This is a genomic window from Nocardia sp. KT25-26, from assembly GCF_056627695.1.
Window position 1 is genome coordinate 1,497,861 of the sequence record NZ_CM152813.1, and the last position, 25,801, is coordinate 1,523,661.

Annotated in this window: 23 protein-coding genes; 9 read left to right on the top strand and 14 right to left on the bottom strand. The window is 68.4% G+C overall.

Annotated features, from left to right (window positions below; translation table 11 throughout):
• Positions 1-8: 8 nt before the first annotated feature.
• Positions 9-1,508, top strand: a complete 1,500-nt coding sequence (gene ahcY, locus AC1HFH_RS06805) for an adenosylhomocysteinase (RefSeq protein WP_480246580.1) — start codon at positions 9-11, stop codon at positions 1,506-1,508.
• Between the two features lie 85 nt (positions 1,509-1,593).
• On the opposite strand, the gene AC1HFH_RS06810 is transcribed toward ahcY, so the two are convergent.
• The 3 genes from AC1HFH_RS06810 to AC1HFH_RS06820 form a co-directional block, all read right to left on the bottom strand.
• Positions 1,594-1,890 (bottom strand): hypothetical protein, encoded by a 297-nt coding sequence (locus AC1HFH_RS06810; RefSeq protein WP_480246581.1) that lies wholly within the window; start codon positions 1,888-1,890, stop codon positions 1,594-1,596.
• Positions 1,891-1,960: 70 nt separating this feature from the next.
• The gene (locus tag AC1HFH_RS06815; protein WP_480246582.1) at positions 1,961-2,293 is read right to left on the bottom strand and encodes a hypothetical protein; all 333 of its coding nucleotides are present in this window, start codon (positions 2,291-2,293) and stop codon (positions 1,961-1,963) included.
• A gap of 35 nt (positions 2,294-2,328) precedes the next feature.
• Positions 2,329-2,598: a hypothetical protein gene (locus AC1HFH_RS06820; RefSeq protein ID WP_480246583.1), complete on the bottom strand. Its 270-nt coding sequence runs from the start codon at positions 2,596-2,598 to the stop codon at positions 2,329-2,331.
• Positions 2,599-2,989: 391 nt separating this feature from the next.
• Between AC1HFH_RS06820 and AC1HFH_RS06825 the strand changes: the two genes are divergently transcribed.
• The 6 genes from AC1HFH_RS06825 (at position 2,990) to hpf (ending at position 9,661) form a co-directional block, all read left to right on the top strand.
• Positions 2,990-3,637, top strand: a complete 648-nt coding sequence (locus AC1HFH_RS06825) for a dTMP kinase (RefSeq protein WP_480246584.1) — start codon at positions 2,990-2,992, stop codon at positions 3,635-3,637.
• A 77-nt stretch (positions 3,638-3,714) separates the two neighbouring features.
• Entirely contained in the window at positions 3,715-4,392 is a 678-nt protein-coding gene (gene mtrA / locus AC1HFH_RS06830) for an MtrAB system response regulator MtrA (RefSeq protein WP_480246585.1), read from the top strand.
• Between the two features lie 44 nt (positions 4,393-4,436).
• Positions 4,437-6,233, top strand: a complete 1,797-nt coding sequence (gene mtrB / locus AC1HFH_RS06835; protein ID WP_480247746.1) for an MtrAB system histidine kinase MtrB — start codon at positions 4,437-4,439, stop codon at positions 6,231-6,233.
• On the top strand, positions 6,233-8,047 hold the full coding sequence (gene lpqB, locus AC1HFH_RS06840; protein ID WP_480246586.1) for an MtrAB system accessory lipoprotein LpqB: 1,815 nt from the start codon (positions 6,233-6,235) through the stop codon (positions 8,045-8,047). The genes mtrB and lpqB overlap by 1 nt, the downstream gene beginning before the upstream one ends.
• Before the next feature lie 44 nt (positions 8,048-8,091).
• A complete protein-coding gene (locus AC1HFH_RS06845; RefSeq protein WP_480246587.1) occupies positions 8,092-8,751 on the top strand; it encodes a ComF family protein in 660 nt (219 codons plus the stop codon).
• 202 nt (positions 8,752-8,953) lie between these two features.
• On the top strand, positions 8,954-9,661 hold the full coding sequence (gene hpf / locus AC1HFH_RS06850; RefSeq protein ID WP_480246588.1) for a ribosome hibernation-promoting factor, HPF/YfiA family: 708 nt from the start codon (positions 8,954-8,956) through the stop codon (positions 9,659-9,661).
• Between the two features lie 55 nt (positions 9,662-9,716).
• On the opposite strand, the gene bluB is transcribed toward hpf, so the two are convergent.
• From bluB to AC1HFH_RS06885, 7 genes are all read right to left on the bottom strand, one after another.
• Positions 9,717-10,355, bottom strand: coding sequence for a 5,6-dimethylbenzimidazole synthase (gene bluB / locus AC1HFH_RS06855; protein WP_480246589.1), 639 nt, complete (start codon positions 10,353-10,355; stop codon positions 9,717-9,719).
• A 68-nt stretch (positions 10,356-10,423) separates the two neighbouring features.
• The gene (locus AC1HFH_RS06860) at positions 10,424-11,638 is read right to left on the bottom strand and encodes a fatty acid desaturase family protein (RefSeq protein WP_480246590.1); all 1,215 of its coding nucleotides are present in this window, start codon (positions 11,636-11,638) and stop codon (positions 10,424-10,426) included.
• A 99-nt stretch (positions 11,639-11,737) separates the two neighbouring features.
• Positions 11,738-13,081, bottom strand: coding sequence for a fatty acid desaturase family protein (locus tag AC1HFH_RS06865; protein WP_480246591.1), 1,344 nt, complete (start codon positions 13,079-13,081; stop codon positions 11,738-11,740).
• Positions 13,082-13,336: 255 nt separating this feature from the next.
• Positions 13,337-14,467, bottom strand: coding sequence for a ferredoxin reductase (locus AC1HFH_RS06870; RefSeq protein WP_480246592.1), 1,131 nt, complete (start codon positions 14,465-14,467; stop codon positions 13,337-13,339).
• Between the two features lie 102 nt (positions 14,468-14,569).
• A complete protein-coding gene (locus tag AC1HFH_RS06875) occupies positions 14,570-15,049 on the bottom strand; it encodes a hypothetical protein (RefSeq protein ID WP_480246593.1) in 480 nt (159 codons plus the stop codon).
• A gap of 83 nt (positions 15,050-15,132) precedes the next feature.
• Complete coding sequence (locus AC1HFH_RS06880; RefSeq protein ID WP_480247747.1) at positions 15,133-15,648, bottom strand: DUF6912 family protein; 516 nt, start codon at positions 15,646-15,648, stop codon at positions 15,133-15,135.
• A 7-nt stretch (positions 15,649-15,655) separates the two neighbouring features.
• Positions 15,656-17,077 (bottom strand): WS/DGAT/MGAT family O-acyltransferase, encoded by a 1,422-nt coding sequence (locus AC1HFH_RS06885; protein ID WP_480246594.1) that lies wholly within the window; start codon positions 17,075-17,077, stop codon positions 15,656-15,658.
• Between the two features lie 330 nt (positions 17,078-17,407).
• Between AC1HFH_RS06885 and secA the strand changes: the two genes are divergently transcribed.
• Entirely contained in the window at positions 17,408-20,218 is a 2,811-nt protein-coding gene (gene secA / locus AC1HFH_RS06890; protein WP_480246595.1) for a preprotein translocase subunit SecA, read from the top strand.
• Positions 20,219-20,233: 15 nt separating this feature from the next.
• Here secA and AC1HFH_RS06895 read toward each other — a convergent pair whose 3' ends face one another.
• Entirely contained in the window at positions 20,234-21,238 is a 1,005-nt protein-coding gene (locus AC1HFH_RS06895; protein WP_480246596.1) for a polysaccharide deacetylase family protein, read from the bottom strand.
• Positions 21,239-21,358: 120 nt separating this feature from the next.
• On the opposite strand from AC1HFH_RS06895, the gene AC1HFH_RS06900 reads away from it, so the two are divergent.
• Positions 21,359-22,969 carry a putative glycoside hydrolase gene (locus AC1HFH_RS06900; protein WP_480247748.1) on the top strand — a complete coding sequence of 537 codons (1,611 nt, stop codon included), beginning with the start codon at positions 21,359-21,361 and terminating at the stop codon, positions 22,967-22,969.
• A gap of 16 nt (positions 22,970-22,985) precedes the next feature.
• Here AC1HFH_RS06900 and AC1HFH_RS06905 read toward each other — a convergent pair whose 3' ends face one another.
• From AC1HFH_RS06905 to aroA, 3 genes are all read right to left on the bottom strand, one after another.
• A complete protein-coding gene (locus AC1HFH_RS06905) occupies positions 22,986-23,303 on the bottom strand; it encodes a hypothetical protein (RefSeq protein WP_480246597.1) in 318 nt (105 codons plus the stop codon).
• A gap of 133 nt (positions 23,304-23,436) precedes the next feature.
• Complete coding sequence (gene rsgA, locus AC1HFH_RS06910) at positions 23,437-24,438, bottom strand: ribosome small subunit-dependent GTPase A (RefSeq protein ID WP_480247749.1); 1,002 nt, start codon at positions 24,436-24,438, stop codon at positions 23,437-23,439.
• Complete coding sequence (gene aroA / locus AC1HFH_RS06915; RefSeq protein WP_480246598.1) at positions 24,435-25,742, bottom strand: 3-phosphoshikimate 1-carboxyvinyltransferase; 1,308 nt, start codon at positions 25,740-25,742, stop codon at positions 24,435-24,437. Before aroA ends, rsgA begins: the two co-directional genes overlap by 4 nt.
• Positions 25,743-25,801 lie beyond the last annotated feature (59 nt).

The window sequence follows — 25,801 nt, forward strand, 5'->3', positions numbered from 1 at the left end:
AGAGGCTGATGACGACCTCAGAAGTTCCCGCCCGTACCGACTCTTCCGCAGGGGGTATGACCGCCGACGTGCGCAACGGTATCGATTACAAGATCGCCGACCTGTCGCTCGCCGAGTTCGGCCGTAAGGAGATCCGGCTGGCCGAGCACGAGATGCCCGGCCTGATGGAGCTGCGCCGCGAATACGCGGATGTGCTGCCCCTGAAGGGGGCGCGGATCTCGGGTTCGTTGCATATGACCGTGCAGACCGCGGTGCTGATCGAGACCCTGGTGGCGCTCGGTGCGCAGGTGCGCTGGGCCTCGTGCAACATCTTCTCCACCCAGGATCATGCCGCGGCGGCCGTGGTCGTCGGCCCGCACGGCACGGTGGACGAGCCCAAGGGTGTGCCGGTCTTCGCCTGGAAGGGCGAGACTCTGGAGGAGTACTGGTGGGCGGCCGAGCAGATGCTGACCTGGCCCGGTGAGCCCGCCAACATGATCCTCGACGACGGTGGCGACGCCACCATGCTGGTGCTGCGTGGCGCCCAGTTCGAGAAGGCCGGTGTGGTGCCGCCCGAAGAGGCCGATCATCCGGCCGAGTACAAGGTGTTCCTGAACCTGCTGCGCGAACGGTTCGAGACCGATCGCGGCAAGTGGACCGAGATCGCCTCCGCGGTGCGTGGTGTCACCGAGGAGACCACCACCGGTGTGCTTCGGCTGTATCAGTTCGCCGCGGCTGGTGAGCTGGCCTTCCCGGCGATCAACGTCAACGACTCGGTCACCAAGTCGAAGTTCGACAACAAGTACGGCACCCGGCATTCGCTGATCGACGGCATCAACCGCGGTACCGATGTGCTGATCGGCGGCAAGAAGGTGCTGATCTGCGGCTACGGCGATGTCGGCAAGGGCTGCGCGGAGTCCCTGGCCGGTCAGGGCGCCAGGGTCCAGGTCACCGAGATCGACCCGATCAACGCGCTGCAGGCGCTGATGGACGGCTACGACGTCGTCACCGTGGAGCAGGCGATCGGCGAGGCCGATATCGTGATCACCTCGACCGGTAACAAGGACATCATCACCCTCGACCATATGAAGGCGATGAAGGATCAGGCCATCCTGGGCAATATCGGCCACTTCGACAACGAGATCGATATGGCCGCCCTGGAGCGTTCCGGTGCGGTCCGCACCACGATCAAGCCGCAGGTCGACCTGTGGAGCTTCGGCGATTCGGGTAAGTCGATCATCGTGCTGTCCGAGGGCCGGCTGCTCAACCTCGGCAACGCGACCGGTCATCCGTCGTTCGTCATGTCGAACAGCTTCTCCAACCAGGTCATCGCACAGATCGAACTGTGGACCAAGCCGGAGGAGTACGACAACGAGGTGTACCGCCTGCCCAAGCATCTCGACGAGAAGGTCGCCCGGATCCACGTGGAGGCCCTGGGCGGCACCCTCACCAAGCTCAGCAAGGACCAGGCCGAGTACATCGGCGTGGATGTGGAGGGCCCGTACAAGCCGGACCACTACCGCTACTGAGCCGAACGGTCCGCGAGGGCCCGCGAACCATCAACCGATGGTCTGCGGGCCCTCGCGGCATTCCGGGGGCCTGCGTTCCGGGGGCCTACGCCGTGACAGGCGCGGCCGCTGGGCTCTCCGCCGACATCGTGCTGAGCAGTTTGCCCGCACTGCCTCCGTCGTAGTCGGCGCAGGAGGCACAGGTCATGAGCTGCTCCAGGGAGTCGAGTAGACCGACGACAGCGCTGCCGGAACCGGCGATCGGCGCGGTGGGCGTGTCGGTCGCCGGCGTCATCGGTTCGATGGGCAGCGGTGCGGCGGCCGCGGTGCCGGCGGCGGCGGCGAGGCCGGCGCCGACACAGACGGCGACAGCGGTGTATCGCAGGGTGTGCGTGATCGACATGTCGTACTCCTGCCGGAAACTATGTGAACAGTGGTGTTCACGCAACATGTCGACAGTGAAATGCGAAGTGTTACAACGCGAGCGGAAGCCAGATGGTCCGAGGCTCGACGGTGGTATCGACCGGTGCGGCAGCCGGGTTCTCCGCGGACAGCGTGCCGAGCAGATTGCCTGCGCTACCGCCGTTGTATTCGGGCGGGCAGACCGCCGACCCGCAGTGGATGATGTCGTCGATACTGTCCAGGAAGTTCGCCGCGGCGCTGCCCGATCCGGCGATCCGGTCGGCGGGGGCGATCGTGGCCGGGGTTGCCGGTTGCGGTGGCAGCGCCGTCGCCGAGGCGGTACCTGCGCCGGCGAGGGCGATACCGAGGAGAATGCCGCCGAGAGCGGTACGTGACGGGTACAAGATGAATCCTTCTGTGTGCGGAGGCGGTCGCGTGGTCAGCCGCAGGCGGGCAGCGGGTCGCAGTTCTGCGGTCCGCTGAGGGTGCTCAGCCCGGTGATCAGGACTGCGAGTGCCTCCGAACTGCCCGAGGTCAGGGGGAGCGGGATCGTCACATCGCCGGAGCCGAATGCGGCGTCACCGGTGGCGACCTCGTTCGCATCGGGGGCCATCGGCTCCAGGGGGAGCGGGGCCGCCGCGGCGGTCGCGGGGGCGATGCTCAGGGCCAGGCCGGCCATTCCGGCGACGACGGTCGAGCGGTCGAACATGCGGTAGTCCTCCAAGGGGTCAGGAAAAAGTTCTGTTCTCGGTCCGGCACGACGATGCCCGGTGCGGCCGGCCGGGACCAGCCCCGAATTACTCGGGCATTCCGGGCGTTCTACTCGGCCGACATGATTCCCGTGTCAGCCGGTCGGCCGATGGGCGCTGCAGGAGCGGCATCGCAGCCTCCGGACCGGTGCAGGGCAGCAGCTCGGCGGAACCGGCGAGCCGGTGATCCCGGTGTCCCGCAGGTGCGGGGTATCGCGGTCCCCGGCACCGCATGTCATGGCGAGACCCGAATTGTCGGGGCCTGGTGAAATGAGAACACTTCAGATGATCTCCGGGTGGGTTTTCCTCCGGATCTCGGGGGCGTATCGAGCGCCGGGTAATCTGCTCGGCATGGGTGTACTCGTGGCGATCGAGGGTCTCGACGGCGCCGGAAAACGGACGCTGATCGAGCGGGTGTGTGCCGAACTGGTCCGCGCCGGACTCCGGGTCGGCACGCTCGCGTTCCCCGGGTACGGGCGGTCCGTCCATGCCGATCTGGCGGCGGAGGCGCTGCGCGGCGCGCATGGCGATCTCGCCGAATCGGTGAGCGCGATGGCGGTGTTGTTCGCACTGGATCGTGCCGACGCCGTCGCCGAGCTGTCGAACCTGTTGGACGCCAACGACATCGTGCTGCTGGATCGGTACGTCGCCTCCAATGCGGCCTACTCCGCGGCCCGGCTGAAAGAGGACGCCGACGGTGAAATCGTCGGCTGGGTGGGCGATCTGGAGTTCGGCCGACTGAATCTTCCCGAGCCGCAACTGACTGTGCTGCTCGACGTGCCGACCGAGCTGGCCGCCGAACGGGCGCGCCGCCGGGGCGAGCTGGACTCGGCCCGGGCCCTGGATGCCTACGAGCGCGACGCCGGACTGCAGGATCGCACCGGCGCGGTATATCGTCAGTTGGCCGACCGGGACTGGTACGGGCCGTGGCAGATATTCCGATCCGATGACGATCCCGCCGGGCTGGTCGCGCGCTGTACCGAAATCGTTGGTGGATAAGGTTGGATATGCGGGTGACCGACACGATTAGTGGCGTGGCGGCCCGCTCCTGGCACCGGAGATGACAACATAGGGATATGAAGCCGAAGATTCTGGTCGTCGACGACGATATGGCACTCGCCGAGATGCTCACGATCGTCCTGCGCGGGGAAGGGTTCGACCCGCATGTGGTCGGCGACGGTACCCAGGCCCTGTCGGCGGTACGGGAGATCCGCCCCGACCTGGTGCTGCTGGACCTGATGCTGCCCGGGATGAACGGCATCGATGTGTGCCGGGTGTTGCGGGCCGACTCCGGGGTGCCGATTGTGATGCTCACCGCCAAGACCGACACCGTCGACGTGGTCCTCGGCCTGGAATCCGGTGCCGACGACTACATCGTCAAGCCGTTCAAGCCGAAGGAACTGGTCGCCCGGGTGCGCGCCCGGCTGCGCCGGACCGAGGACGAGCCGGCCGAGATGCTCTCGATCGCCGATATCGTCATCGATGTGCCCGCGCACAAGGTGACCCGTGGCGGCGAACAGATCTCGCTCACCCCACTGGAGTTCGATCTGCTGGTGGCGCTGGCCCGGAAACCGCGCCAGGTCTTCACCCGTGAGGTTCTGCTCGAGCAGGTGTGGGGTTACCGGCACGCCGCCGACACCCGCCTGGTCAACGTGCATGTGCAGCGCCTGCGCGCCAAGGTCGAGAAGGATCCGGAGAACCCCGAGATCGTGCTGACCGTTCGTGGGGTCGGCTACAAGGCCGGACCACCGTGATCGGTGCTGCGGTCACTCGGCTGCAGCGACTGCTGGCCCCGGTCGTGGCCTGGTTCCAGGCCATCGGGACCGCGCTGGGACACCTCTGGCGCCGGTCGCTGCAGCTGCGGGTCATCGTCTCGACGGTGACCCTCTCCCTGATCGTGATCACGATCCTCGGGGTCGTGCTGACCGGTCAGATCACCGACCGGCTCCTCGAGGCCAAGATCAACGCGGCCGTCGAGGAGATGGATCGGGCCCGGCACACCGTGGAAGGTCAGCTCTCCGGCGTCTACGGCAGCAGCCGCCCGCAGCAGGAGCTCGACGATGCCCGCAACGCTCTGTCCGACCGGGGCGGCACCGGACGCTCGACCGGTGCCGCCGGCAGTTTCGATTCGGCGCTCTCCCTGGTCACCGGTACGCCGCCACAGGCACTCACCTCCGGCCCGATGCAGGAGGTGCCCGACGAGCTGCGCCGCTTCGTCCAGCGCAACCAGGTCTCGTATCAGTTCACCACGGTGGCCGACCCGGACGGCTATCGCGGCCGGGCGCTGATCATCGGCAGCCCGAGCTCGGAACTGCCGACCCTGGAGATCTACCTGATCTTCCCGCTGGCCAGCGAGGAGAGCAGCCTGGCGCTGATGCGCGGCACCATGTTGATCGGTGGGGTGGTGCTGCTCGTGCTGCTGGCCGCGATCACCGCGCTGGTGACCCGGCAGGTGGTGCTGCCGATCCGGTCGGCGGCGCGGATCGCGGGCCGATTCGCCGACGGCCGGCTCAAGGAACGCATGCTGGTCCGCGGCGAGGACGATATGGCCCGACTGGCACAGGCGTTCAACGAGATGGCCGAGAGCCTGTCGAACCAGATCACCCAGCTCGAGGAGTTCGGCAACCTGCAGCGCCGGTTCACCTCCGACGTCAGCCACGAGCTGCGTACCCCGCTGACCACCGTCCGGATGGCGGCCGACCTGATCCACGGGTCCAGCGACGAGCTGGACCCGGCGATGGCGCGCAGCGCCGAGCTGCTGGTCAACGAGCTGGACCGGTTCGAGAGCCTGCTCAACGATCTCCTGGAGATCAGCCGGCACGATGCGGGTGTCGCCGAACTGCAGGTGGAGTCCCTGGACATGCGGATGTGTGCGCGGGCCGCCCTGTCCACCGTGCGGCACCTGGCCAAGGACGCCGGTGTCGAGGTGATCGCCGACCTGCCCGAGGAGCCGGTGGTCGCCGAAGTCGATCCCCGCCGAGTCGAACGGGTGCTGCGCAATCTGCTCGCCAATGCGATCGACCACAGCGAGGGCAAGCCGGTGCTGATCCGGATGCGCGGCGACACCGAGACGAATGCGGTGGCCACTGTGGTGCGCGACCAGGGGGTCGGCCTGCGTCCCGGCGAAGAGAAGCTGGTGTTCAACCGGTTCTGGCGGGCCGACTCCTCCCGGGTGCGCCGTTCCGGCGGTACCGGACTGGGCCTGTCGATCAGTGTCGAGGACGCCAACCTGCACGAAGGTAAGCTGGATGCCTGGGGTGAGCCCGGTGTGGGTTCCTGTTTCCGGTTGACCGTTCCGATGGTGCGCGGTGCGAAGATGGGGCCCAGCCCGCTGGCATTGGAGCCGGCGGCACGGTCGGTGGCCGAGCTGCCACCCGCCCCGCCCACTGCCGAGGAATCCGATCAGCCGGACCACCCGGCCGAGGACACGGACGCCCTCCGGACGGGCGACACGGAGGCTGCTCCGGCGGATTCGCCGGGCGATCCCGCCGACGACGGTGTCGACACCACGCCCGTGCCACGCGCCCGGGCCGACGCCTCGGCGGCGGGGACCAGCGACCCCGGCCGTACCACCGAATCCGGAGACACACAGTGATGGGGAAACCGACGCGACCGCGCCGCCTCGGCCGCGCCTGGCCGGCCCTGCTCCTGATCGGGCTGCTGGTGCTGACCGGCTGCGCCAGCCTGCCCGAGTCCTCGGCACCACAGGCCCTGGGGACCATCGCCCAGGAACCGGCGAACACCGGTCCCGCCCCGCCGATCCAGGGCCGCGATCCGGACCTGCTGCTCCGCGATTTCCTGCAGGCGAGCGCCGATCCGGCCAACAGTCACGAGGCGGCGCGGCAGTACCTGACCCCCGCGGCCTCGGCCGATTGGGACGACACCGGTGTGCTGACGATCGTGGAACGCCCGGACACCCTGCGTGAGGCCCGCGACGGCGACGAGATCACCTATGTGATCCGCGCCCGGCGAATGGGTGAGCTGAACCCGGACGGGTCGTATCGCGTCGCCACCGACACCGCTCCGCTGGAGAACAAGATCCAGATGGTGAAAGTGGGCGGGGAATGGCGGATCGACGAGCTGCCGGACGGCGTGGTCACCGATTCGTCGGCTTTCCGCAAGACGTATGAACAGCAGCAGCTGTTCTTCGTCGACCCCGGCAATTCGATCATGGTGCCGGACCCGCGCTGGGTGGCGGCGCCGAAACCGCAGCTGACCGACCGGCTGATCGCCATGCTGGGTGCCGGCCCGCAGGCCGCGATCGCCTCGGTGGTGCACAACGAACTGGCCGCGCCGGTCGCGGTCCGTGAACCGATCACCCGGGCCGACGGCGAACCGGGTGAGGTGGGCGTCGGTCTCGGCGGCGTCCGGATCGACTTCACCGGTGCCGGCGGCCTGGGTCTGCGGGAACGGGAGCTGTTCGCGGCCCAGGTGGTGCTGACGCTGGCCGCCGCCGAGATCCTCGGCCCGTACGAGCTGCTCGCCGACGGTGCGCCACTGGACCCGGAGCATCCCGAGGCCTGGTCGGTGGCCGATGTGGAACGGTTCAGCCCGGCCGCGCCCGGCCGGAACCGGGTCGGGCTGCACGCGCTGCGGGACGGTGCGCTGGTGCAGGTCACCCAGGACGGCCTGCGGAATGTGGGTGGCTACTTCGGCCGAGTGGACAACCTCCAGTCGGCGGGTATGTCCCCGGACGGTCAGTTCGTGGCCGCCGTGGTGGACACCCGGCGGCCGCCCCCGGATCCGCCCCGGACGCTGATGATCGGCACCTACGGCGGGGAGGCTTTCCCGGTGGCGACCGGCACCACGATCGCGCGCCCCTCCTGGACCGCCGACGGCACCGCCGCCTGGACCGTCGTCGACGGCGAGCGGATGATCCGGGCAGTCAACGACCGGGCCACCGGAAATGTCTCGGTGCAGGAGGTGGACGTGTCGGCGCTGGTCGACGGGGACGTTCCGCCGATGCGCGGCCCGATCACGGAGGTCCGGGTCTCGCGCACCGGGGTACGAGCCGCCTTGATCGCCGACGGCAAGGTCTATGTCGCCCTGATCGAGCGCCGGTCCGACGGCGGGATCGCGCTCACCCACCCGGTGCCGGTGGCCATCGGCCTGAGCACCCCGGTGGTCTCGATCAGCTGGCTCGATGGTGACTCGCTGATCCTGGCCCGGGAGGGCGATATCGAGCCGGTGAAGACCGTTTCGATCGACGGCTCCGAACCGGCCTCGGTGTCGTCGCGGAACCTGACTCCGCCGGTACGGGTGATCGCGGCCTCTCCGGCGGCGCAGTACGTGGGGGATTCGCGGGCCGTCCTGCAGTTGCAGGGCACCGAATCGATGCCGTCCGACGGGCTGTGGCGCGAGGTGCCCGAACTGGGTGGTGACACGACGGTCCCGGTGCTGCCGGGCTGACGCACCGACCGGGTGATGTCGGTCCGCGCTGCGATACTCGCGCGATGACGCCCGGTGCGGATCGGCTGGTTCCGGAGCTGCTGGTGCCCTGTCGGTGCGGCGGCTGCGGGGCCGCCGGGACGCCCTGGTGCGCCCGGTGTGCCGCGGTGCTGAGGTCCGGGCCGATCCGGGTGCGGCCGCGGACCGACCCCGGAGTGCCGTGCTGGGCACTGGGCCCGTATGCGGGGCCGGCGCGGCGGGCGGTACTGGCGGCGAAGGAACACGGCCGCCGCGATCTGGCGGTACCGCTGGGCGCCGCCCTGGGCAAGGCCTTGGGCCGGCTGCGTGACCCGGACCGGCCACTGCTGCTGATACCGGCACCCACCCGGGCCGGGGCGGCGCGCCGGCGCGGCGGCGATCCGGTCGCTGCGGCGGCCCGGGCGGCCGCCGATTCGCTGCCCGATTGCCGCGTGGCCGAGGTGCTGCGGATGCGGTGGGGTGTCCGGGACTCGGTAGGGCTGACGCCCGGGCAGCGGCGGGCCAATCTGCACGGCGCCGTCCGGGTGCGTCCGGCCGGCCTTCCGGCGGTCGCAGACGGCACGTCTGCGCAGGTCGTCGTGCTGGACGATGTTCTGACCACCGGGGCCACGGCAGCCGCCGCGGTGGCGACCCTGGTGCAGTTCGGACTGTTTCCGGTGGCCGTTTTGGTGACGTGTGCGGCTTGACTGGCGAAAATTTGCGTGAACAGTGGCGGAGCGGCCGGTGGCGTACTACCGTCGCGAGCACACACCAGACACAGAGTTTGGAGGTGGCGCCTCGGACATCTGGTGCCGATTTCTCGGGACCGAGACGATGCGGTTCTCGATCGGCACAGCTCAATCCCGCTGCACACGATTCGGCGCGTGCAGCCATATCCGGGAGGTACGCGTGACGACTTCTTCACGGGCATCAGTGAACGACGCAGGGTCCCTGGCACTGGATACCGGTGCCCCCGAATCCGCCGACGAAGGCCGGAACCGGGTGATACGAGCCGAGGTAGTGGTCTCGGGACGCAACGTCGAGGTTCCGGACCACTTCCGAATCCATGTCGCGGAGAAGCTCTCCCGGCTCGAACGGTTCGACCCATCCATCTACATGTTCGACGTGGAGTTGTTCCACGAACGCAACCGGCGTCAGCGCAAGGCCTGCCAGCGCCTGGAGATCACCGCACGCGGCCGCGGGCCCGTCGTCCGGGCCGAGGCCTGCGCCGACAGCTTCTACGCGGCGCTCGAGTCGGCGGTCCAGAAGCTGGAGACGAGACTGCGGCGGGCCAAGGACAAACGCCGGATCGTGCACTACGGCGACAAGCGGCCGATCTCGGTCGCCGAGGCCACCGCCGACCTGATCGACGACTCACTGTTCCAGCGGGACGGTGTCGCCCACGACCACGACGGTGTCGACACCGAGGTCGAGGGCCCGGGCCATATCGTGCGTACCAAGGTGCACTCGGCGACGCCGATGACCGTCGACGACGCGCTCTACCAGATGGAACTGGTCGGGCACGACTTCTTCCTGTTCCACGACAAGGAATCCGATCGCCCGTCGGTGGTGTACCGCCGCCACGCCTTCGACTACGGACTGATCCGGCTGGCCTGATCTGCCGGGCTCGCTCCGGGCGAGTGCCCCCGCCCGGAGCGCCCGGTCTCGGCGATCACCCGCCGAAGGTTTCCCGGTGCACGGCGTCCTCCAGCGGCCGGCGGTCGCGCCAACCGAACCGTTCCAGGTCGGGTACCTGCTGGAATTCGTCCACCGGGCCGATACACAGCCAGGCGACCGGCCGAATCCCGGTCGGCAGCCCGACCAGGTCGGTGAGGAACTGCGGGTCGTAGAACGATACCCAGCCGACCCCGATCCGTTCGGCGGTGGCGGCCAGCCACAGATTCTGGATCGCCAGGACCGTCGAGTAGACCCCGGTCTCCGGCACCGTCGCCCGGCCCAGTACCTGCGGCCCGCCGCGGGTGTCGTCGTGGGTGACCACGACTCCGGTGCCGCTCTCGGCGATGCCCTCGATCTTGATCGGGGCGAAGGTGGCGGCCCGCTCCGGCGGCAGCGAATCGTGGAACTCCCGGCGCCGTCCGGCCACGTGCTCGGCGAACCGTTCGAGCGTGGACCGGTCGCGGACGACGATGAAGTCCCACGGCTGCGAATTGCCGACGCTCGGGGCGCGATGCGCGGCGGCCAGAATCCGCCGGAGGGTGTCGTCGCCGATCACCTCCCCGGTGAACTCGGCCCGCACATCGCGTCGAAGCCGGATCGCGTCGTACACGCTCAGGTTCTCGTCACCGCTCACGGTGTCCAGTCAACCAGGTGCGGCCGCACCGCGGACCCGCGCCCGGAGAACCCCCGGACCGACATCTCTCAATTCAACACTTTCAGGGCGGTACGGAGGCCACGGCGTTTGCCGGTCACCGGGTCGACGCTGGCCTTGCCGCCGAACCTGCGCTCGGATTTGGTTTCCGGGGCGTCGTCGGTGGTCGCCCGCAGGTATTTGTTCGGCAGCGACAGCTTGAGGATCGTGCGCCACGACTTGAAGTACTGCACCGGCAGCGAGCCGGTGGTGTAGGGCAGGTCGTATTTGTCGCACAGTTCGCGCACCCGCACCGCGATCTTGGCCAGCCGGTTGCTCGGCAGGTCGGGGAACAGGTGGTGTTCGATCTGGTGGCTGAGGTTGCCGGACATGAAGTGCAGTATCGGCCCGCCGCTGATGTTGGCGCTGCCGAGCATCTGCCGCAGGTACCACTCGCCCTGGGTCTCGTTGTCGATATCGGCCTTGGTGAACTTCTCCGCACCGTCGGGGAAGTGCCCGCAGAAGATGACGGCGTTGGTCCAGACATTGCGCACCACATTGGCGGCCAGGTTGGCGGTCAGCGTGCTGACGAACGCGGGGCCGGTCAGCAGCGGGAACAGTAGGTAGTCCTTGGCGACCTGCTTGCCGACCTTCTTCAGGACCACCTTGCGGTCCGCGTCGAACTGCTGCCATTCGGGGCTGTCCTTGGGCCACTTCTTCTTGGCCACCTTGCCCAGCTCCAGGTGCTGGATGGCGACGCCGTATTCGAAGAACATCTGCAGCAGCAGGTTGTAGATCGGGTTGCCCAGGTAGAACGGGATCCAGCGCTGGTCCCGGGTGACGCGCAGCAGGCCGTAGCCGATGTCGTCGTCCATGCCGAGCACGTTGGTGTACTTGTGGTGCAGGAAGTTGTGGGTGATCTTCCAATGCTCGGAGGGGCCGACGTTGTCCCATTCCCAGGTGGTGGAGTGGATCTCCGGATCGTTCATCCAGTCCCACTGCCCGTGCATCACATTGTGCCCGATCTCCATGTTCTCGATGATCTTGGCGCTGCCGAGCAGGGCCACCCCGGCCAGCCAGGCCGGCGGCAGGAAACTCGCGAACAGGACGGTGCGGCCGCTGATCTCCAGGACTCGCTGCAGCCGGATCACGTTCCGGATGTAGCGCGCATCGGCTTCACCACGGGACGATTCGATCTCGCGCCGGATCGCGTCGAACTCTGCGCCCAGCGCCTCCACGTCTGCCGCCGTGAGGTGCGCGTACTCCTTGACATCCGAAATCGCCATGGCGGTTACAGTACCGTAAGTTACGAGACCGTAGGTTGGTGATTTCTCCCAAAAGGTGTGACCTTCACCCTATTGCAGAGTGTGTCCGACTGTTGCTATTTAGGTCGATTCGTCTGTTTTGCGCCAGGGGCGGCGTCGTCGCTGTGCGCGCTGCCGGTCGGCGAGGGAGCGCTTCGCTTCGCGAAGCACCTCTTTCTCGTGCCGGGCCTTCTCCTTCAAGGCCACCTTCGCCTCGCGCAGGGCCGAACGCAGCCCGCGCCGGCCGCCGGTCACCGGATCCACCCGCAGCCAGTCCGCGCCGGGCACGGAGATGCCGGCGAACTTGTGCTCCGAGGAGGTCTCCGGGGCGTCGTGTGCGGTGCGGCGCAGGAAACGGTCCGGCAGCGCCAGTTTGTGGATGGTGCGGAATGCCAGCAGGTACTGGCGGCCCAGCGAGCCGGTGGTGTACGGGAGGTCGTACTTGTCGCAGAGTTCGCGAACCTGCGCGGAGATCTCGGCATAGCGATTGCTCGGCAGATCGGGGAACAGGTGGTGCTCGATCTGGTAGCACAGGTTCCCGCTCATGAAAGCCATCGCCGGCCCGGCCCGGAAATTGGCGCTGCCCAGCATCTGCCGCAGGTACCACTCGCCGCGGGTCTCGCCGTCGAGCTGGGAGACGGTGAACTTCTCCGCACCGTCGGGGAAGTGCCCGCAGAAGATGACCGCATAGGCCCACAGGTTCCGGACCAGATTCGCAGTGGCGTTGGCCTTCAGCGTAGACCGCCAGGCCGGGCCGGTCAGTGCCGGATACACCACGAAGTCCTTGGTCACCTGGCGGCCGATCTTGCGGGCGAACTCCCGGTTCGGGGCCGAGTCCCACTGACGGCGGGGTATCCCGGACAATTCCTTCTCGATGGCCCAGTCGTGCAGCGCGATGCCCCATTCGAAGGTGGCTGCCAGGAGCAGATTGGCGAAGGGCTGGGCCAGATGCAGCGGACGCCACTGCTCGTCCCGGGTCATCCGCAGGATGCCGAAACCGAGGTCTTCGTCCTTGCCGAGCACGTTGGTGTACGTGTGGTGCGAATAGTTGTGCGCGCGCCGCCACTGCGCCGAGGGGCCGGTCATATCCCACTCCCAGGTGGTGGAGTGGATCTCCGGATCGTTCATCCAGTCCCACTGCCCGTGGCTGACGTTGTGCCCGATCTCCATGTTCTCGATGATCTTGGCGACCGACAGCAGTGCCGTACCGGTGAGCCAGGCCCACCGATTGCGGCTCGCGAACAGCATCGCGCGCCCGGCGGCCTCCAATCCGCGCTGGGCGGCGATGGTGTGCCTGATATACCGGGCGTCCCGTTCGCCGCGCGAAGTCTCCACCGAGCGGCGGATGGCGTCGAGTTCCTGCCCGAGGGTCTCGATATCGGCTTCGGTGAGGTGGGCGAAGGCCTTGATGTCGGTGATGGCCACCGGGGTCCTTTCGGTGTTAGCTGGAGCAGCTCCGCTGCTCGAGTCGCGGCCCCTTCGGTGCCTCGATTTTTCCTTCCTTCGCTCAGTCGCTGCGCTCCTTCGCTCCGTCAGTCCAAAATCGAGGCGGGGCCGCTCCATGTGGGATCGAGCAGCGTCACTGCCCTGTTCGCAGCCCGGTGTCGGCGCCCTGGAATGGGCCGATCGCTGTCTGATCCCGAGGATACCCGCTGGTGCCGCCGCCCGAACGCACCGCAGCTACAGGTCGAGTGTGCAGTCGCCGGCGGCGGCGGAGATACAGGTCTGCACCTTGTCGCCCTCGCGGCGTTCCTCGCCGTTGCGCAGGTCCCGGGCATGACCGGAAGACAGTGTGACGACACAGGTTTGGCAGATGCCCATCCGGCAGCCGAACGGCAGCTGCACACCGACCGATTCGCCGGCCTCCAGCAGGGTGGTGGCACCATCGGCCTCGACGCTGCGGCCGGTCCGGCCGAAGGTGACCGTGCCCCCTTCGCCGATCGCCGAGCGTTCCACCTCGAATCGTTCGACGTGCAGCTTGTCGGAGATGCCGGCGGCCTTCCACTGCTGTTCGATCTCGTCCAGCATGGCCGCCGGGCCACAGGCCCAGGTCTCGCGGTTGCGCCAGTCCGGGTAGAGCTCGTCGAGGCGGGTGAGATCGAACTTGCCCTGCTCGCCGGTGAGATGCAGATGTGCCCGGAAGCTCGGGTGCCGGTCGTGCAGGTCCTGCAGCTCCGCGCCGAACATCACATCGTCGGCGGTGCGTGCGGAGTGGATGTGCACCACATCCGGGACCGCGCCGCGGCGGTCCATCGTCCGCAGCATCGACATCACCGGGGTGATACCGCTGCCCGCGGTGAGGAACAGCATCTCGGCCGGTGGCGGCTCCGGCAGCACGAAACCGCCCTGCGGCTCGGCCAGCCGGATCACCGTGCCCGGTGCGACACCGTTGACCAGGTGGCTGGACAGCAGCCCCTCCGGCATCGCCTTGACCGCGATCGAGATGAGCCGCTTGCCGCGTTCACCGGTCCAGTCCGGCGGGCAGGTCAGCGAGTACGATCGCCAGGTCCAGCGGCCGTCGATGAGCACCCCGATCCCGATGTACTGGCCGGGCCGGTACCGGAAGTCGAAACCCCAGCCGGGTTCGATGACCAGCGTCGCCGAGTCCGCCGTCTCCTTGCGGACCTCGACGACCCGGCCGCGCAGTTCCCGGGCCGACCAGAGTGGATTGACCAGGTGCAGGTAATCGTCCGGCAGCAGCGGAGTGGTGGCCCGGGCCACGGCGCCGCGCAGCACGTTGAGCCGCCCCCCGCGTTCCCCGACCGACGCCGCCGGCGCCTCCAGCCACTCCCGGAATTTGTTCAGAACCATTGCTGCCGTGCTCTCCTGTGTCCTGCCCGCCCGCCGCCGGTGTGGCGGATCGCTCGTCGCCAGGTTACGGCATCGTAGGTTTTCCGGCAGCACCGCCCGAGATCAGGGTTCGGGCAGTTCGGCCAGCCCCTCGGTCGGGGCCTGCATCAGCGTGTGGCTGCCGGGCCCGCACAGTTGCACCCACCGGCCGTCCGGCGTGCCGATATCCCGGTTGTCGCGCACCCACGGGTAGGTCCCGTAGTCACGGACGTTCCGGAACGGCGCGGCGATGTCGAGCATGCCGTGCCGGTAGATGACGAACGCCTTCTCGACGGCGAGCCGGCGAGCACCCTCGTACCCGTCGAGTGCGCCGGTGAAGTGGAAGGAGTGTTCCTCGCCGACCAGCCGGGAGTTGCGGATGTTCACCCACTGATAGGTGTCGGCGTAGAAGGTGCCCATATTGCCGAGCGTTCCGCTGCAGTTCCAGACGTGCCGCCAGCCGCTGTACGACCAGCCGGCGTTCGCCTGCCCGGCCCCCATGGTGGTCAGGATCGCTGCCGCCAGCGTGACCAGCATCGTTCGGGTGGCTCGTCGGGTCCTCATCGAATCTCCCCTCGTTCCTCGGATCCGCCGGATCGGCGACGACTCCAGAATCGGGGCAGGGACTTAACGAAACCTTGTGTGATTCAAAGCAGTTCGATCAGGAACGGGAGCTCCTGGGTGGCGTACCAGGCCAGCTGGTGGTCTTCGGCGTCACCGAGGACGAACTCGGCGTCCTCGTCGCCGAGGTCGGCGGCATCGACGACGTCGACGGCCTTGGCCACCGCCGGTTCGGCCTCGGCGAGGTCGACGTGCACGGAGGCGATCCGGTCCAGCGGGATCGGCGCAGACACCTTCACCACGGCGTCGTCGAGATCGGGGCGCAGTTTCGCGCCGGTGACGTCGGCGGCGATCACGGCCCGCCGGTAGACCGGGCCGCCGGAACCGGCGTCCGTGTCGTCGCGGTCCACCGCCAGCAGTCGCAGCGCGGCACGCGCCGCCTCGCCCATGGCGACCTCGGCCAGTTCGTCGTCGTCGCCGGAGGCGTACGCCTCGCGCAGCGCCGGGGTGACCGCGAACGCCGTGCCGCCGACCGGGAACAGCTCTCGGTCGGTCAGCAGCTGTTGCAGCATCGGCACGGTCGCCGGAACGTAGACCCGCAGCGTGTCCTCAGATACAGGCACCGAGCAACTCCTCCATCGATTCGTGCACCGAGGCGGCCAGCACCTCGAGATCGGTCATCGCGTCCCGGTCGGCATTCAGGCCGTAGAAGACCTGTCCGTCGTAGGAGGTGATGCCGACGCTCAGAGTCTGATGGCACAGCAGCGGCGACACCGGAAACATCTCGACCATCCGGGCGCCGCCGATGTACATCCCGGTCTGCGGTCCCGGTGCGTTCGTGACGACCAGATTGAACGTCTTCTCTGCGAAGGTACTAGCCGCGCGCACACTCATCGCGTGCAGGCTGGCGGGCGCGAACCCGGCCAGATGCACCAGGGTGCGGGCCCGCACACCACGCCGGGTGCGCCCGGCCGCCTCGGTGGCGTGCGCGATATGCGACAACCGGATCACCGGATTGGGTTCGCCGACCGGCAGATCCACCAGGAACGACGACACCTCGCTGGCCGGTGCCGGCCGGTCGCCCGGGTCGTCGACGTACACCGACATCGGCACCACCGCCCGCAGCGTGCTGACCTCCACCAGCGCCTCGTTGCGGGAGAGCAGCCAGTTGCGCAGCGCGCCGGTCACCACCGCGAGCACCACATCGTTGATCGAACAGTCCATCTGCTGCCGGATCCGGCGGTAGTCCTCCAGCTCGGTGCGGACCACATCGAACCGGCGGCTGCGCGAGGTGCGGGTGTTCAGCGGGCTGGCCGGGGCGCGGGATGCGGCGGCCCGGACCGCCGAGACGGCGGCGTCGACGGCCATTCCGGTGGCGCGCACCACACCGAAGGCGCTGGATCCGGCGTCCCGGAACACCTCGAGGGCTTCCCGGGGTTGCCCGGCCAGCCGGGAGAGCGCGCCGGCGAAGAGTTCCACTTCGGTCGGCTCCCGCGGGGCGCGCCAGGCATCGTCGGCGAGCGGGCGTGGTGACGGACTGGTGTCCAGGATGACGTGCCCGATCTCCAGGGCGGTGTCGCCGTCGACGAGTGCGGAATGCGATTTGGTGAAGATCGCACAGCGGCCACCGGACAGGCCCTCGATCAGATACATCTCCCACAGTGGCCGGCCCGGGTCGAGCGGGCGGGAGGCGAGCCGGGCGACCAGGTCGTAGAGCTGTTCGTCGCTGCCCGGTGCGGGCAGGGCCGAGCGGCGGATGTGATAGCTGATGTCGAAACGGGCGTCCTCCACCCAGACCGGCCGGCCCAGGGCCAGTGGGATCTCCCGCACCTTGCGGCGATACCGGGGCACCAGCGACAACCGGGACTCCACCAGGTCGAGCAGCCGTTCGTAGTTCAGGATCGGCGCCGGCCCGTCCGGGCCGGCCGGCTCGGTGTTCGTCAGGATCGCGAGGGAGCCGATGTGCATCGGGTTGCTGCTCGACTCCAGCCGATAGAACGACGCATCCTGCGGCGTCAACCTCGTGATCACGCGCCTGTGGTCTCCTTCGCTGCCGCTGATCCGATGCTGCCGCGGCGCAACGAGTACATCGTACGGCACCGGACCGGATCCGGTGCCGGGGCGGGATCACCGGTCCGGCCCGGCGGGACCGTGACTGACCAGCGCGGATGCCGGAACGACGTGGGGTGGGCAGGTAGCCCGCCGGGCGGGTACCGTGGGCCCGGACGGCGCTGCCACCGCCGCCACCGGCCCGCTGCGCGGCGCCGGACTACCATGGGCCCTGCTACGACCCCGTACCCCGGTGTGCGGGCGCCGTGGGGGAAGACGACCACACCGCCGACCAGAGGACTGACGAGAGCCGTGCCTGCGCTGACACTGACGAGGTTGCTACGGATTGGTGAGGGTCGCACGGTGAAGCGGCTGTCCCACCTCGCCGACGCGGTCATCGAGCTCGGGCCCGAATACGAGGCGCTGACCGATGCCCAGCTGCAGGCCAAGACCGACGAGTTCCGGCAGCGCCTGGCCGACGGCGAGACACTCGACGATCTGCTCCTGGAAGCCTTCGCAACCGCCCGCGAGGCCTCCTGGCGAGTGCTCGATCAGAAGCACTACAAGGTGCAGATCATGGGCGGTGCCTCGCTGCACCTGGGCAACATCTCCGAGATGAAGACCGGTGAGGGCAAGACGCTCACCTGTGTGCTGCCGGCCTATCTGAATGCCCTGTCCGGCGACGGCGTGCACGTCGTCACCGTCAACGACTATCTGGCCAAGCGTGATGCCGAGTGGATGGGCCGGGTGCACCGGTTCCTCGGCCTGGAGGTCGGTGCGATTCTCGGCGGGATGACTCCGGCGCAGCGCCGCGAGGCATACCAGGCCGACATCACCTACGGCACCAACAACGAGTTCGGGTTCGACTACCTGCGCGACAACATGACGCACTCGCTGGACGATCTGGTGCAGCGTGGGCACAACTTCGCCGTGGTCGACGAAGTCGACTCGATCCTGATCGACGAGGCCCGGACGCCGCTGATCATCTCCGGCCCGGCCGATTCGCCGTCGAAGTGGTACATCGAGTTCGCGCGGATCGCGCCGCTGCTGAAGAAGGATGTGCACTACGAGGTCGACATCAAGAAGCGCACCATCGGTGTGCACGAGGCCGGTGTCGAGTTCGTCGAGGACCAGCTGGGCATCGACAACCTCTACGAGCAGGCCAATTCGCCGCTGGTGAGTTACCTGAACAACGCCATCAAGGCCAAGGAGCTCTACACCCGCGACAAGGACTACATCGTCCGCGACGGTGAAGTGATCATCGTCGACGAGTTCACCGGCCGGATTCTGGTCGGCCGACGCTACAACGAGGGTATGCACCAGGCGATCGAGGCCAAGGAGAAGGTCGAGATCCAGCCGGAGAACCAGACCCTCGCGACGATCACGCTGCAGAACTACTTCCGCCTCTACGACAAGCTGTCCGGGATGACCGGTACCGCCGAGACCGAGGCGGCCGAGCTGCATTCCATCTACAACCTCGGAGTCGTCCCGATCCCGACGAACAAGCCGATGATCCGGCTGGACCAGTCCGACCTGATCTACAAGTCGGAGGAGTCCAAGTTCAATGCCGTCGTCGACGATGTCGTCGAGCGGCACGAGAAGGGCCAGCCGGTGCTGATCGGCACCACCAGCGTGGAACGCTCGGAGTACCTGTCCAAGCAGTTCACCAAGCGTGGTGTCGCGCACAGCGTGCTGAACGCGAAGTTCCACGACAAGGAAGCCGAGATCATCGCCCAGGCCGGTCGTCCCGGCGCCGTGACGGTGGCCACCAATATGGCCGGCCGCGGTACCGACATCGTGCTCGGCGGCAACCCCGACATCATCGCCGACCTGGCGCTGCGTAAGCAGGGCCTCGATCCGGTGAACACGCCCGAGGAATACGAGGCCGCCTGGTCGGCGACCCTGGAGAAGGTCAAGGCGCAGACCGAGGCCGATGCCGATGCGGTGCGCGAGGCCGGCGGCCTCTACGTGCTGGGCACCTCCCGGCACGAATCGCGGCGTATCGATAACCAGCTGCGCGGCCGTTCCGGCCGCCAGGGCGATCCCGGTGAATCCCGGTTCTACCTGTCGCTGGGCGACGAGCTGATGCGCCGGTTCAACGGTGCGGCACTGGAATCGATCATGAACCGGCTGAACCTGCCCGAGGATGTGCCGATCGAGGCCCGGATGGTCTCCAAGGCCGTCAAGAGCGCGCAGACCCAGGTCGAGCAGCAGAACTTCGAGATCCGCAAGAACGTGCTCAAGTACGACGAGGTGATGAACCAGCAGCGCACGGTCATCTACTCCGAGCGCAACCGGATCCTGCGTGGCGAGAACATGGAGGGCCAGGTTCTCAACATGCTGACCGACGTGGTCACCGCCTATGTGGACGGCGCCACCGCCGAGGGCTATGTCGAGGACTGGGACCTGGAACAGCTGTGGACCGCGTTGAAGTCGCTGTACCCGATCAGCCTGGACTACAAGGAACTCACCGGTGAAGTCCGGACCGGCGAGGCCGGTGACCTTACCCGCGACGAACTGCGGCAAGCGATTCTCGACGATGCGCACGACGCCTACCGCAAGCGGGAAGCCGAGATCGACGGGATGGCCGGCGAGGGCACCATGCGCACCCTGGAACGGCAGGTGCTGCTGGCCGTGCTGGACCGGAAGTGGCGCGAACACCTCTACGAGATGGACTATCTCAAGGAGGGCATCGGCCTGCGGGCGATGGCGCAGCGCGATCCGCTGGTCGAATACCAGCGGGAGGGCTTCGACATGTTCTCGGCGATGCTCGAGGGCCTGAAGGAGGAGTCGGTCGGCTACCTGTTCAACGTCCAGGTGGAGGTGCAGCAACCGCAGCCGCAGGGTGTTTCGGTGAGCGCCGGACTGCGTTCCCCGGTCGGTGCCACGCCGCCCGCCGGCCAGCAGGCGCCGCCCGCGCTGCTGGCCAAGGGCATCGAGCAGCCGGCACCGTCGCCCGCCGGTCTGGCCTTCTCCGGTCCCGCCGAGAACGGTCGCGCGCAGACCCACAGCGGTGCACAGGAATACGGCGCCGACGAGCGCGAGCCCGCCGGTAAGGGTGCGACCCGCCGGGAACGCCGGGCGGCCGGGCGTACACAGTCCAAGGGCAAGCGGCGGCGCTGAGATCGGATCCGCGGATCAGTACGGGGCGGCGCGGTCGGCCCATCGTTCGTCCGGTTCCTCGGTGGCCGTGGCCGGATAGGAGATGGCCGCCGGGTCGCCGTCGGCGGTGTAGCGCTGGTCGGGATTGTCTTCCAGCCAGTCCAGCCAGTGGTTCGAATCGAACGGGACCTCGCCCATCCCGGAGCGGATGCGTGGGATCGCGGCCGGATCGAGCGCGGCGAACGGGGAGGGTGCCGGATTCGCGCCGACCAGCATGACGCCGTCGAACGCATAGTCGGTGCCGTCCCAACTGCCGGCGGTGGCCAGCACCGGATCCGCCGGTGAGATGCCCAGCGGCAGGGCGAGGGTGCGGACGTCGGCGGTTTCGTCGGCCGCATCGATCGCCCGGATGTTCTCCACCATCTCGCGTTGTACCCCGGTGCTGTCGAGCGAGGCCAGGTTGGCATGGCTCGCGGTGTGCGCACCCACCTCGTAGCCGTTGTCGAGCAGCCACGGGATGGCCTGCTCGTCACCACCGAACGGGTCGTTGTTGACGTAGAACGTCGCCGTCGCCGGGAAGTCCGGGTGTTCGGCCGCGAACGCCTCCAGTACGCCGATCGCCGTATCCGCGGCGGGTTCGCCATCGGGAGTGATCGCTATCTGGCTGACGGTGGAGTCGTCGAAGGTGAGCACCACCGGATGGGTGCCCGCCGGTAGGTCGATCTTCCCGGAGACGTAGTCGATCGCGCGGACCGGCCGGTACCCCTCGCGGTACAGGCGGTCCAGTTCGGCACGGAATTCGCCCAGCGTCTGGTCGTATTCGCCGGCCGGTTCGGCCGGGAACTGGTGGTACATGAGTACCGGCACCATGCCCAGCTCGTTCGCGCCGACGGATGCCGGGTCCGGCGGCGGGGCCGTGGTGGTCATCGGAGGTGGCGGCGGTTCCGCATCCGGTTCGGAGGCCGTGGCGCTGCACGAGGCGAGCGCCAATGCGGTAGCGGACAAAACGATTCGGGCACTGATGGTCGAAGCTCTCCCCATCGACTCGAGAGTACGCCGGTGATAACGAGTTGTGTTCGGTCTTCGGCGATAGCCGACGCCGGAGCGCCTCGGGTGGGGATAGTTGGGCACGAGTTCGTTGTGGAAGTTGGTGTGTGCGTGATGAAGTGGCTCCCGTCGAATCCGTCCCAGCTGGTGCGCCGCCGTCGCGGGGTGGTGCTGGCCGTACTCTCGGTGGTATGTGTCCTGGTGGGGGCCGCGATCACCGGGACGGTGCGGGCCGAGCCACGCGGTATGGAGATCACCGGTCTGCCGGGCGATCTGCTCGCCGACGGCGATCTCGAAGCCCTGGAACTGCGCATCCCCGCAGGCGTTCACGATCCGGCCGCAGTGGAATTGACCCTGGACGGGAACCCGGTACCGGCCGAGGTGGTCGGCGATGCGGTGGTGTACCGGCCCGGCGACCTCCCCGACGGTGAGCACACACTGGTCGCGGAGGTGCCGGCCGACGGATTCCTCTCCTTCATCCGCCGGGGTCCGGGTGCGACGGCGCGATTCACCGTCGACACCGAAGCACCGACGGTGGAACTCGAACCGATCGAGCCGGTCACCTCGTACCGGGAGCCGGTCACCGTGCGCGGCACCGTCCGTGGTGCCGAATCGGTCACCATCGGCGAGGATTCCGTGGACGTCGGCGCCGACGGGGCCTTCGAGGTGGAGCTGCCGAATGCGAACACCGGCCTGGTGGTGCTGGCGGTCGATGCCGCGGGCAACGAGATCAGTGTTCCGGTCCCGACCCTCGTCGAGGTGCCGCGGATCCGGGCGGTACACGTGACCGCGCATGCCTGGTCGCACGACGGACTCCGGGAGGGCGTGCTGCAGATGATCCGGGACGGCCGCATCGATACCGTGCAGCTCGACATCAAGGACGAGGACGGTGTCATCGGCTACGACTCGCAGGTACCGCTGGCCCAGGAATCCGGCGCGGCGACCGAGACCTACGATGCGCGCAAGGCGCTGCATACACTGCACGATATGGACGTCCGGGTGGTCGGCCGGATCGTCGCATTCCGGGACCCGACGATGGCCGAATGGGCTTGGCACAACGGACGGCAGGACTGGGTGGTGCAGAGCCCCGGCGGTGGTCCGTACTCCAGCCACTACGGTGCGATCGCGTTCACCAATGTCGGCAACGCCGAGGTGCGCCGGTACAACATCGATCTCGCGGTGGAGGCGGCCGAACTGGGCTTCGACGGGGTCATGTACGACTATGTGCGGCGTCCGGACGGGCCGCTCAGCACGCTGCACTTCGCGGGAATGCAGGGTACGCCGACCGAGGCGGTGGTCGGATTCCTCCGGGAGAGTTCCGGTCCGGTGCACGAGGCCGGTGCCTTTCTGAGCGCCGCGGTCTACGGCATCGCCTCCACCCGGCCCGAACAGATCGCCCAGGACATTCCGGAGATGTCGAAGTACGTCGATTACGTTGCGCCGATGGTGTATCCCTCGCATTGGAATCCCGGCGAGTACGGGGTGCCGAATCCGAATGCGATGCCGTACGAGATCGTCTCACGGTCGCTGGTCGACTTCCTGAAGCAGACGAAGGCCGCGGGGGCCGGAGTCGTGCCCTGGCTGCAGGACTTCAGTCTCGGCCACCCCTACGGTGATGCCGAAGTGAAGGCGCAGATCGATGGGGCTGCCGCCAACGGGATCGACAGCTTCTTCCTGTGGAGCCCCGCATCGAAGTATCACGCGGGCGGTGTGCTGCCCGAATAGCCACGCGGCCCGGGACTCAGGCGGACATATCGGCGGCGGACGGGCCGTGCACCGTCTCCGGGGTGACGGTGACGACCTGGCACACCGAGGTGAGCGAGTCGGGCAGATGGTCACCGAGATGGGTGAGGTCCGGCGTGACCACCGCGGTCGCGCCGGTCGTCGCCACCACCTCGAGTAGTCGGCGGATCGGGCGATCGGTACGCTCGCTGAAGACCACGGTCTTGGTGAGCCGGTAGCCCAGCCGGTCGGCCAGGGAGCGGACCTGTGTTTCGTCCCAGGACTGTGCGGAACCCGAGATGTCGCGGCGCAGATAGCCGATCGCCGGTGGCTTCATGGCGGACACGTTACGGGCCGGAGGTTGTCGGCGGCCACCTCATGATGTGAACTCGCCCGGAACGCAACACAATTGTGTTGGAATCCGGTTGGTTCGGGTGGTTTCGGGTGATTCGCGCCGCTCCGGCAGGAGTTCACCAGGACTCGTTGGAATTCAATGCGGTGAGCAATTGCCGGATCGCCGCCACCCGCCGTTCCTTTCCCGGCAGGTCGTCGAGTGCGCATTCCGGATCCGCGGGCGGGCCCAGATGGGTGCAGCCGCGCGGACAGTCGGCGCTGGCCTCGGCCAGATCGGTGAAAGCGGTGATCACGTCGTCGGGGGTGATGTGCGCGAGCCCGAAGGAGCGCACACCCGGGGTGTCCACCACCCAGCCCCCGTCGCGCAGCGGTAACGCCACCGACTGGGTCGAGGTGTGCTTGCCCTTACCGACCCCGGACACCTCGCCGACCGCCCGGTCCGCCTCCGGGACGAGGCGGTTCACCAGGGTGGACTTGCCCACTCCGGAGTGACCGATGAGCGCGGTGAGCCGGCTCTCGGCCAGTGCCAGGATCGGTTCCAGCGGATCGTCGATCCCCGCATAGACGATTGTCAGATCCAGGTCGTCGAAGGCGTCGGCGAAGGCAGAATCGGCCGCGAGGTCGTGTTTGGTGAGCACCAGCACCGGGCGCAGGCCGCCGGCGTAGGCAGCGACCATGGCGCGTTCGACGAACCCGGTGCGCGGTGGCGGATCGGCCAGGGCCACCACGATGCACAGCTGTTCGGCGTTGGCGACCACTACCCGCTCGTACGGGTCGGTGTCGTCGGCCGTGCGGCGCAGTACGGTACTGCGTTCGGCCACCCGCACGATGCGGGCCAGGGTGTCCGGTCGGCCGGACAGATCGCCGACCAGGTCCACCCGGTCGCCGACCACGATCGGTGTCCGGCCGAGTTCACGGGCCCGCATCGCGACGACGTGGCGCTCCGGGTCGCCGTCGAGGACGCAACCCCAGCGGCCCCGGTCCACCGCGACCACCATGGCCGGCCGGGCGTCCCGATGATCCGGCCGGGTCTTGGTGCGGGGGCGCGACGAGCGGCCGGGGCGGACCCGGACGTCGGATTCGTCGTAGCTGGCCGCGGACCGGCCTCGCCGGCTCAGCGGGTCTCCTCCTCGGCCGGGTCGCCGGCGAGCATCTGCTCCCACAGCGGCACGAAGGTGGGCAGGGTCTTGGCGGTGGTGCCGATGTCCTCGATCGACACGCCGGGCACCCGCAGTCCGAGGATGGCGCCCGCGGTGGCCATCCGGTGGTCGGCGTAGGAATGCCACGGACCGCCCTGCAGTGGGGCCGGGGTGATCTCCAGACCGTCCTCGGTCTCGGTGACCTTGCCGCCGAGCCGATTGATCTCCGTCGACAGTGCTGCCAGCCGGTCGGTTTCGTGGCCGCGCAGGTGGGCGATGCCGCGCAGCGACGACGGCGATTCGGCCAGCGCGGCCAGGGCTGCGACGGTCGGGGTCAGCTCACCGACATCGTGCAGGTCGATATCGATTCCGGCCAGCCGGTCCGGTCCGGTGACGGTCAGGACGCCGTCGAAGATGCGGGCCTCGGCACCCATCCGCACCAGGATCTCCCGGATGACGTCACCGGGCTGGGTGGTGCCGCGGGGCCAGTGCGGAATGCGCACCTGGCCGCCGGTGACCGCCGCGGCCGCCAGGAACGGGGTGGCATTGGACAGGTCCGGTTCGACTTCCCAGTCGACCGCGCGGATCGGCCCCGGTTCGACCCGCCAGGTCTGTGCGGCGCGGCGGTCGTCCGGCGCTTCGACCCGGACGTCGGCGCGTCGCAGCATCTCGACGGTCATCTCGATATGCGGCATGGAGGGCAGCCGGGAACCGCTGTGCTCGACCGTCAGGCCCTCGGTGAACCGGGCCGCGGAGAGCAGCAGTCCGGATACGAACTGCGAGGAACCGGACGCGTCGATGGTGACCGCACCGCCGCGCAGGCCACCCCGGCCGTGCACCACGAAGGGCAGGGCATCGCCGTCGATATCGGCGCCCAGCCCGCGCAGCGCGTCCAGGACGGTGCGCAGCGGCCGGGTGCGGGCGTGCGGGTCGCCGTCGAAGGCGATATCGCCGGTGGCCAGGGCGGCGATCGGCGGCACGAACCGCATCACCGTGCCGGCCAGGCCGCAGTCGATCGCGCCGCCGTGCAGGGGGCCCGGGGTGACCTCGAGGGTTTCGCCGGTGCCGGTGATGCCGGCGCCCAGCGCGCGCAGTCCGGCGATCATCAGATCGGTGTCCCGGCTGCGCAGCGCACCGGTGACGGTGGACGGGCCGTCCGCGAGGGCGGCCAGGATCAGCGCCCGGTTGGTGATGGATTTGGAACCGGGCAGGGTCACGGTTGCACGGACGGGGGCATCGACGTGGGGCGCTGGCCAGAAGCTCACCCGTCCATCTTGGCGCATCGGTGTCCCGGACACGCGGGTGGTGTGGAATTACCGCACGCGGCTGTCGGTGGGTGATG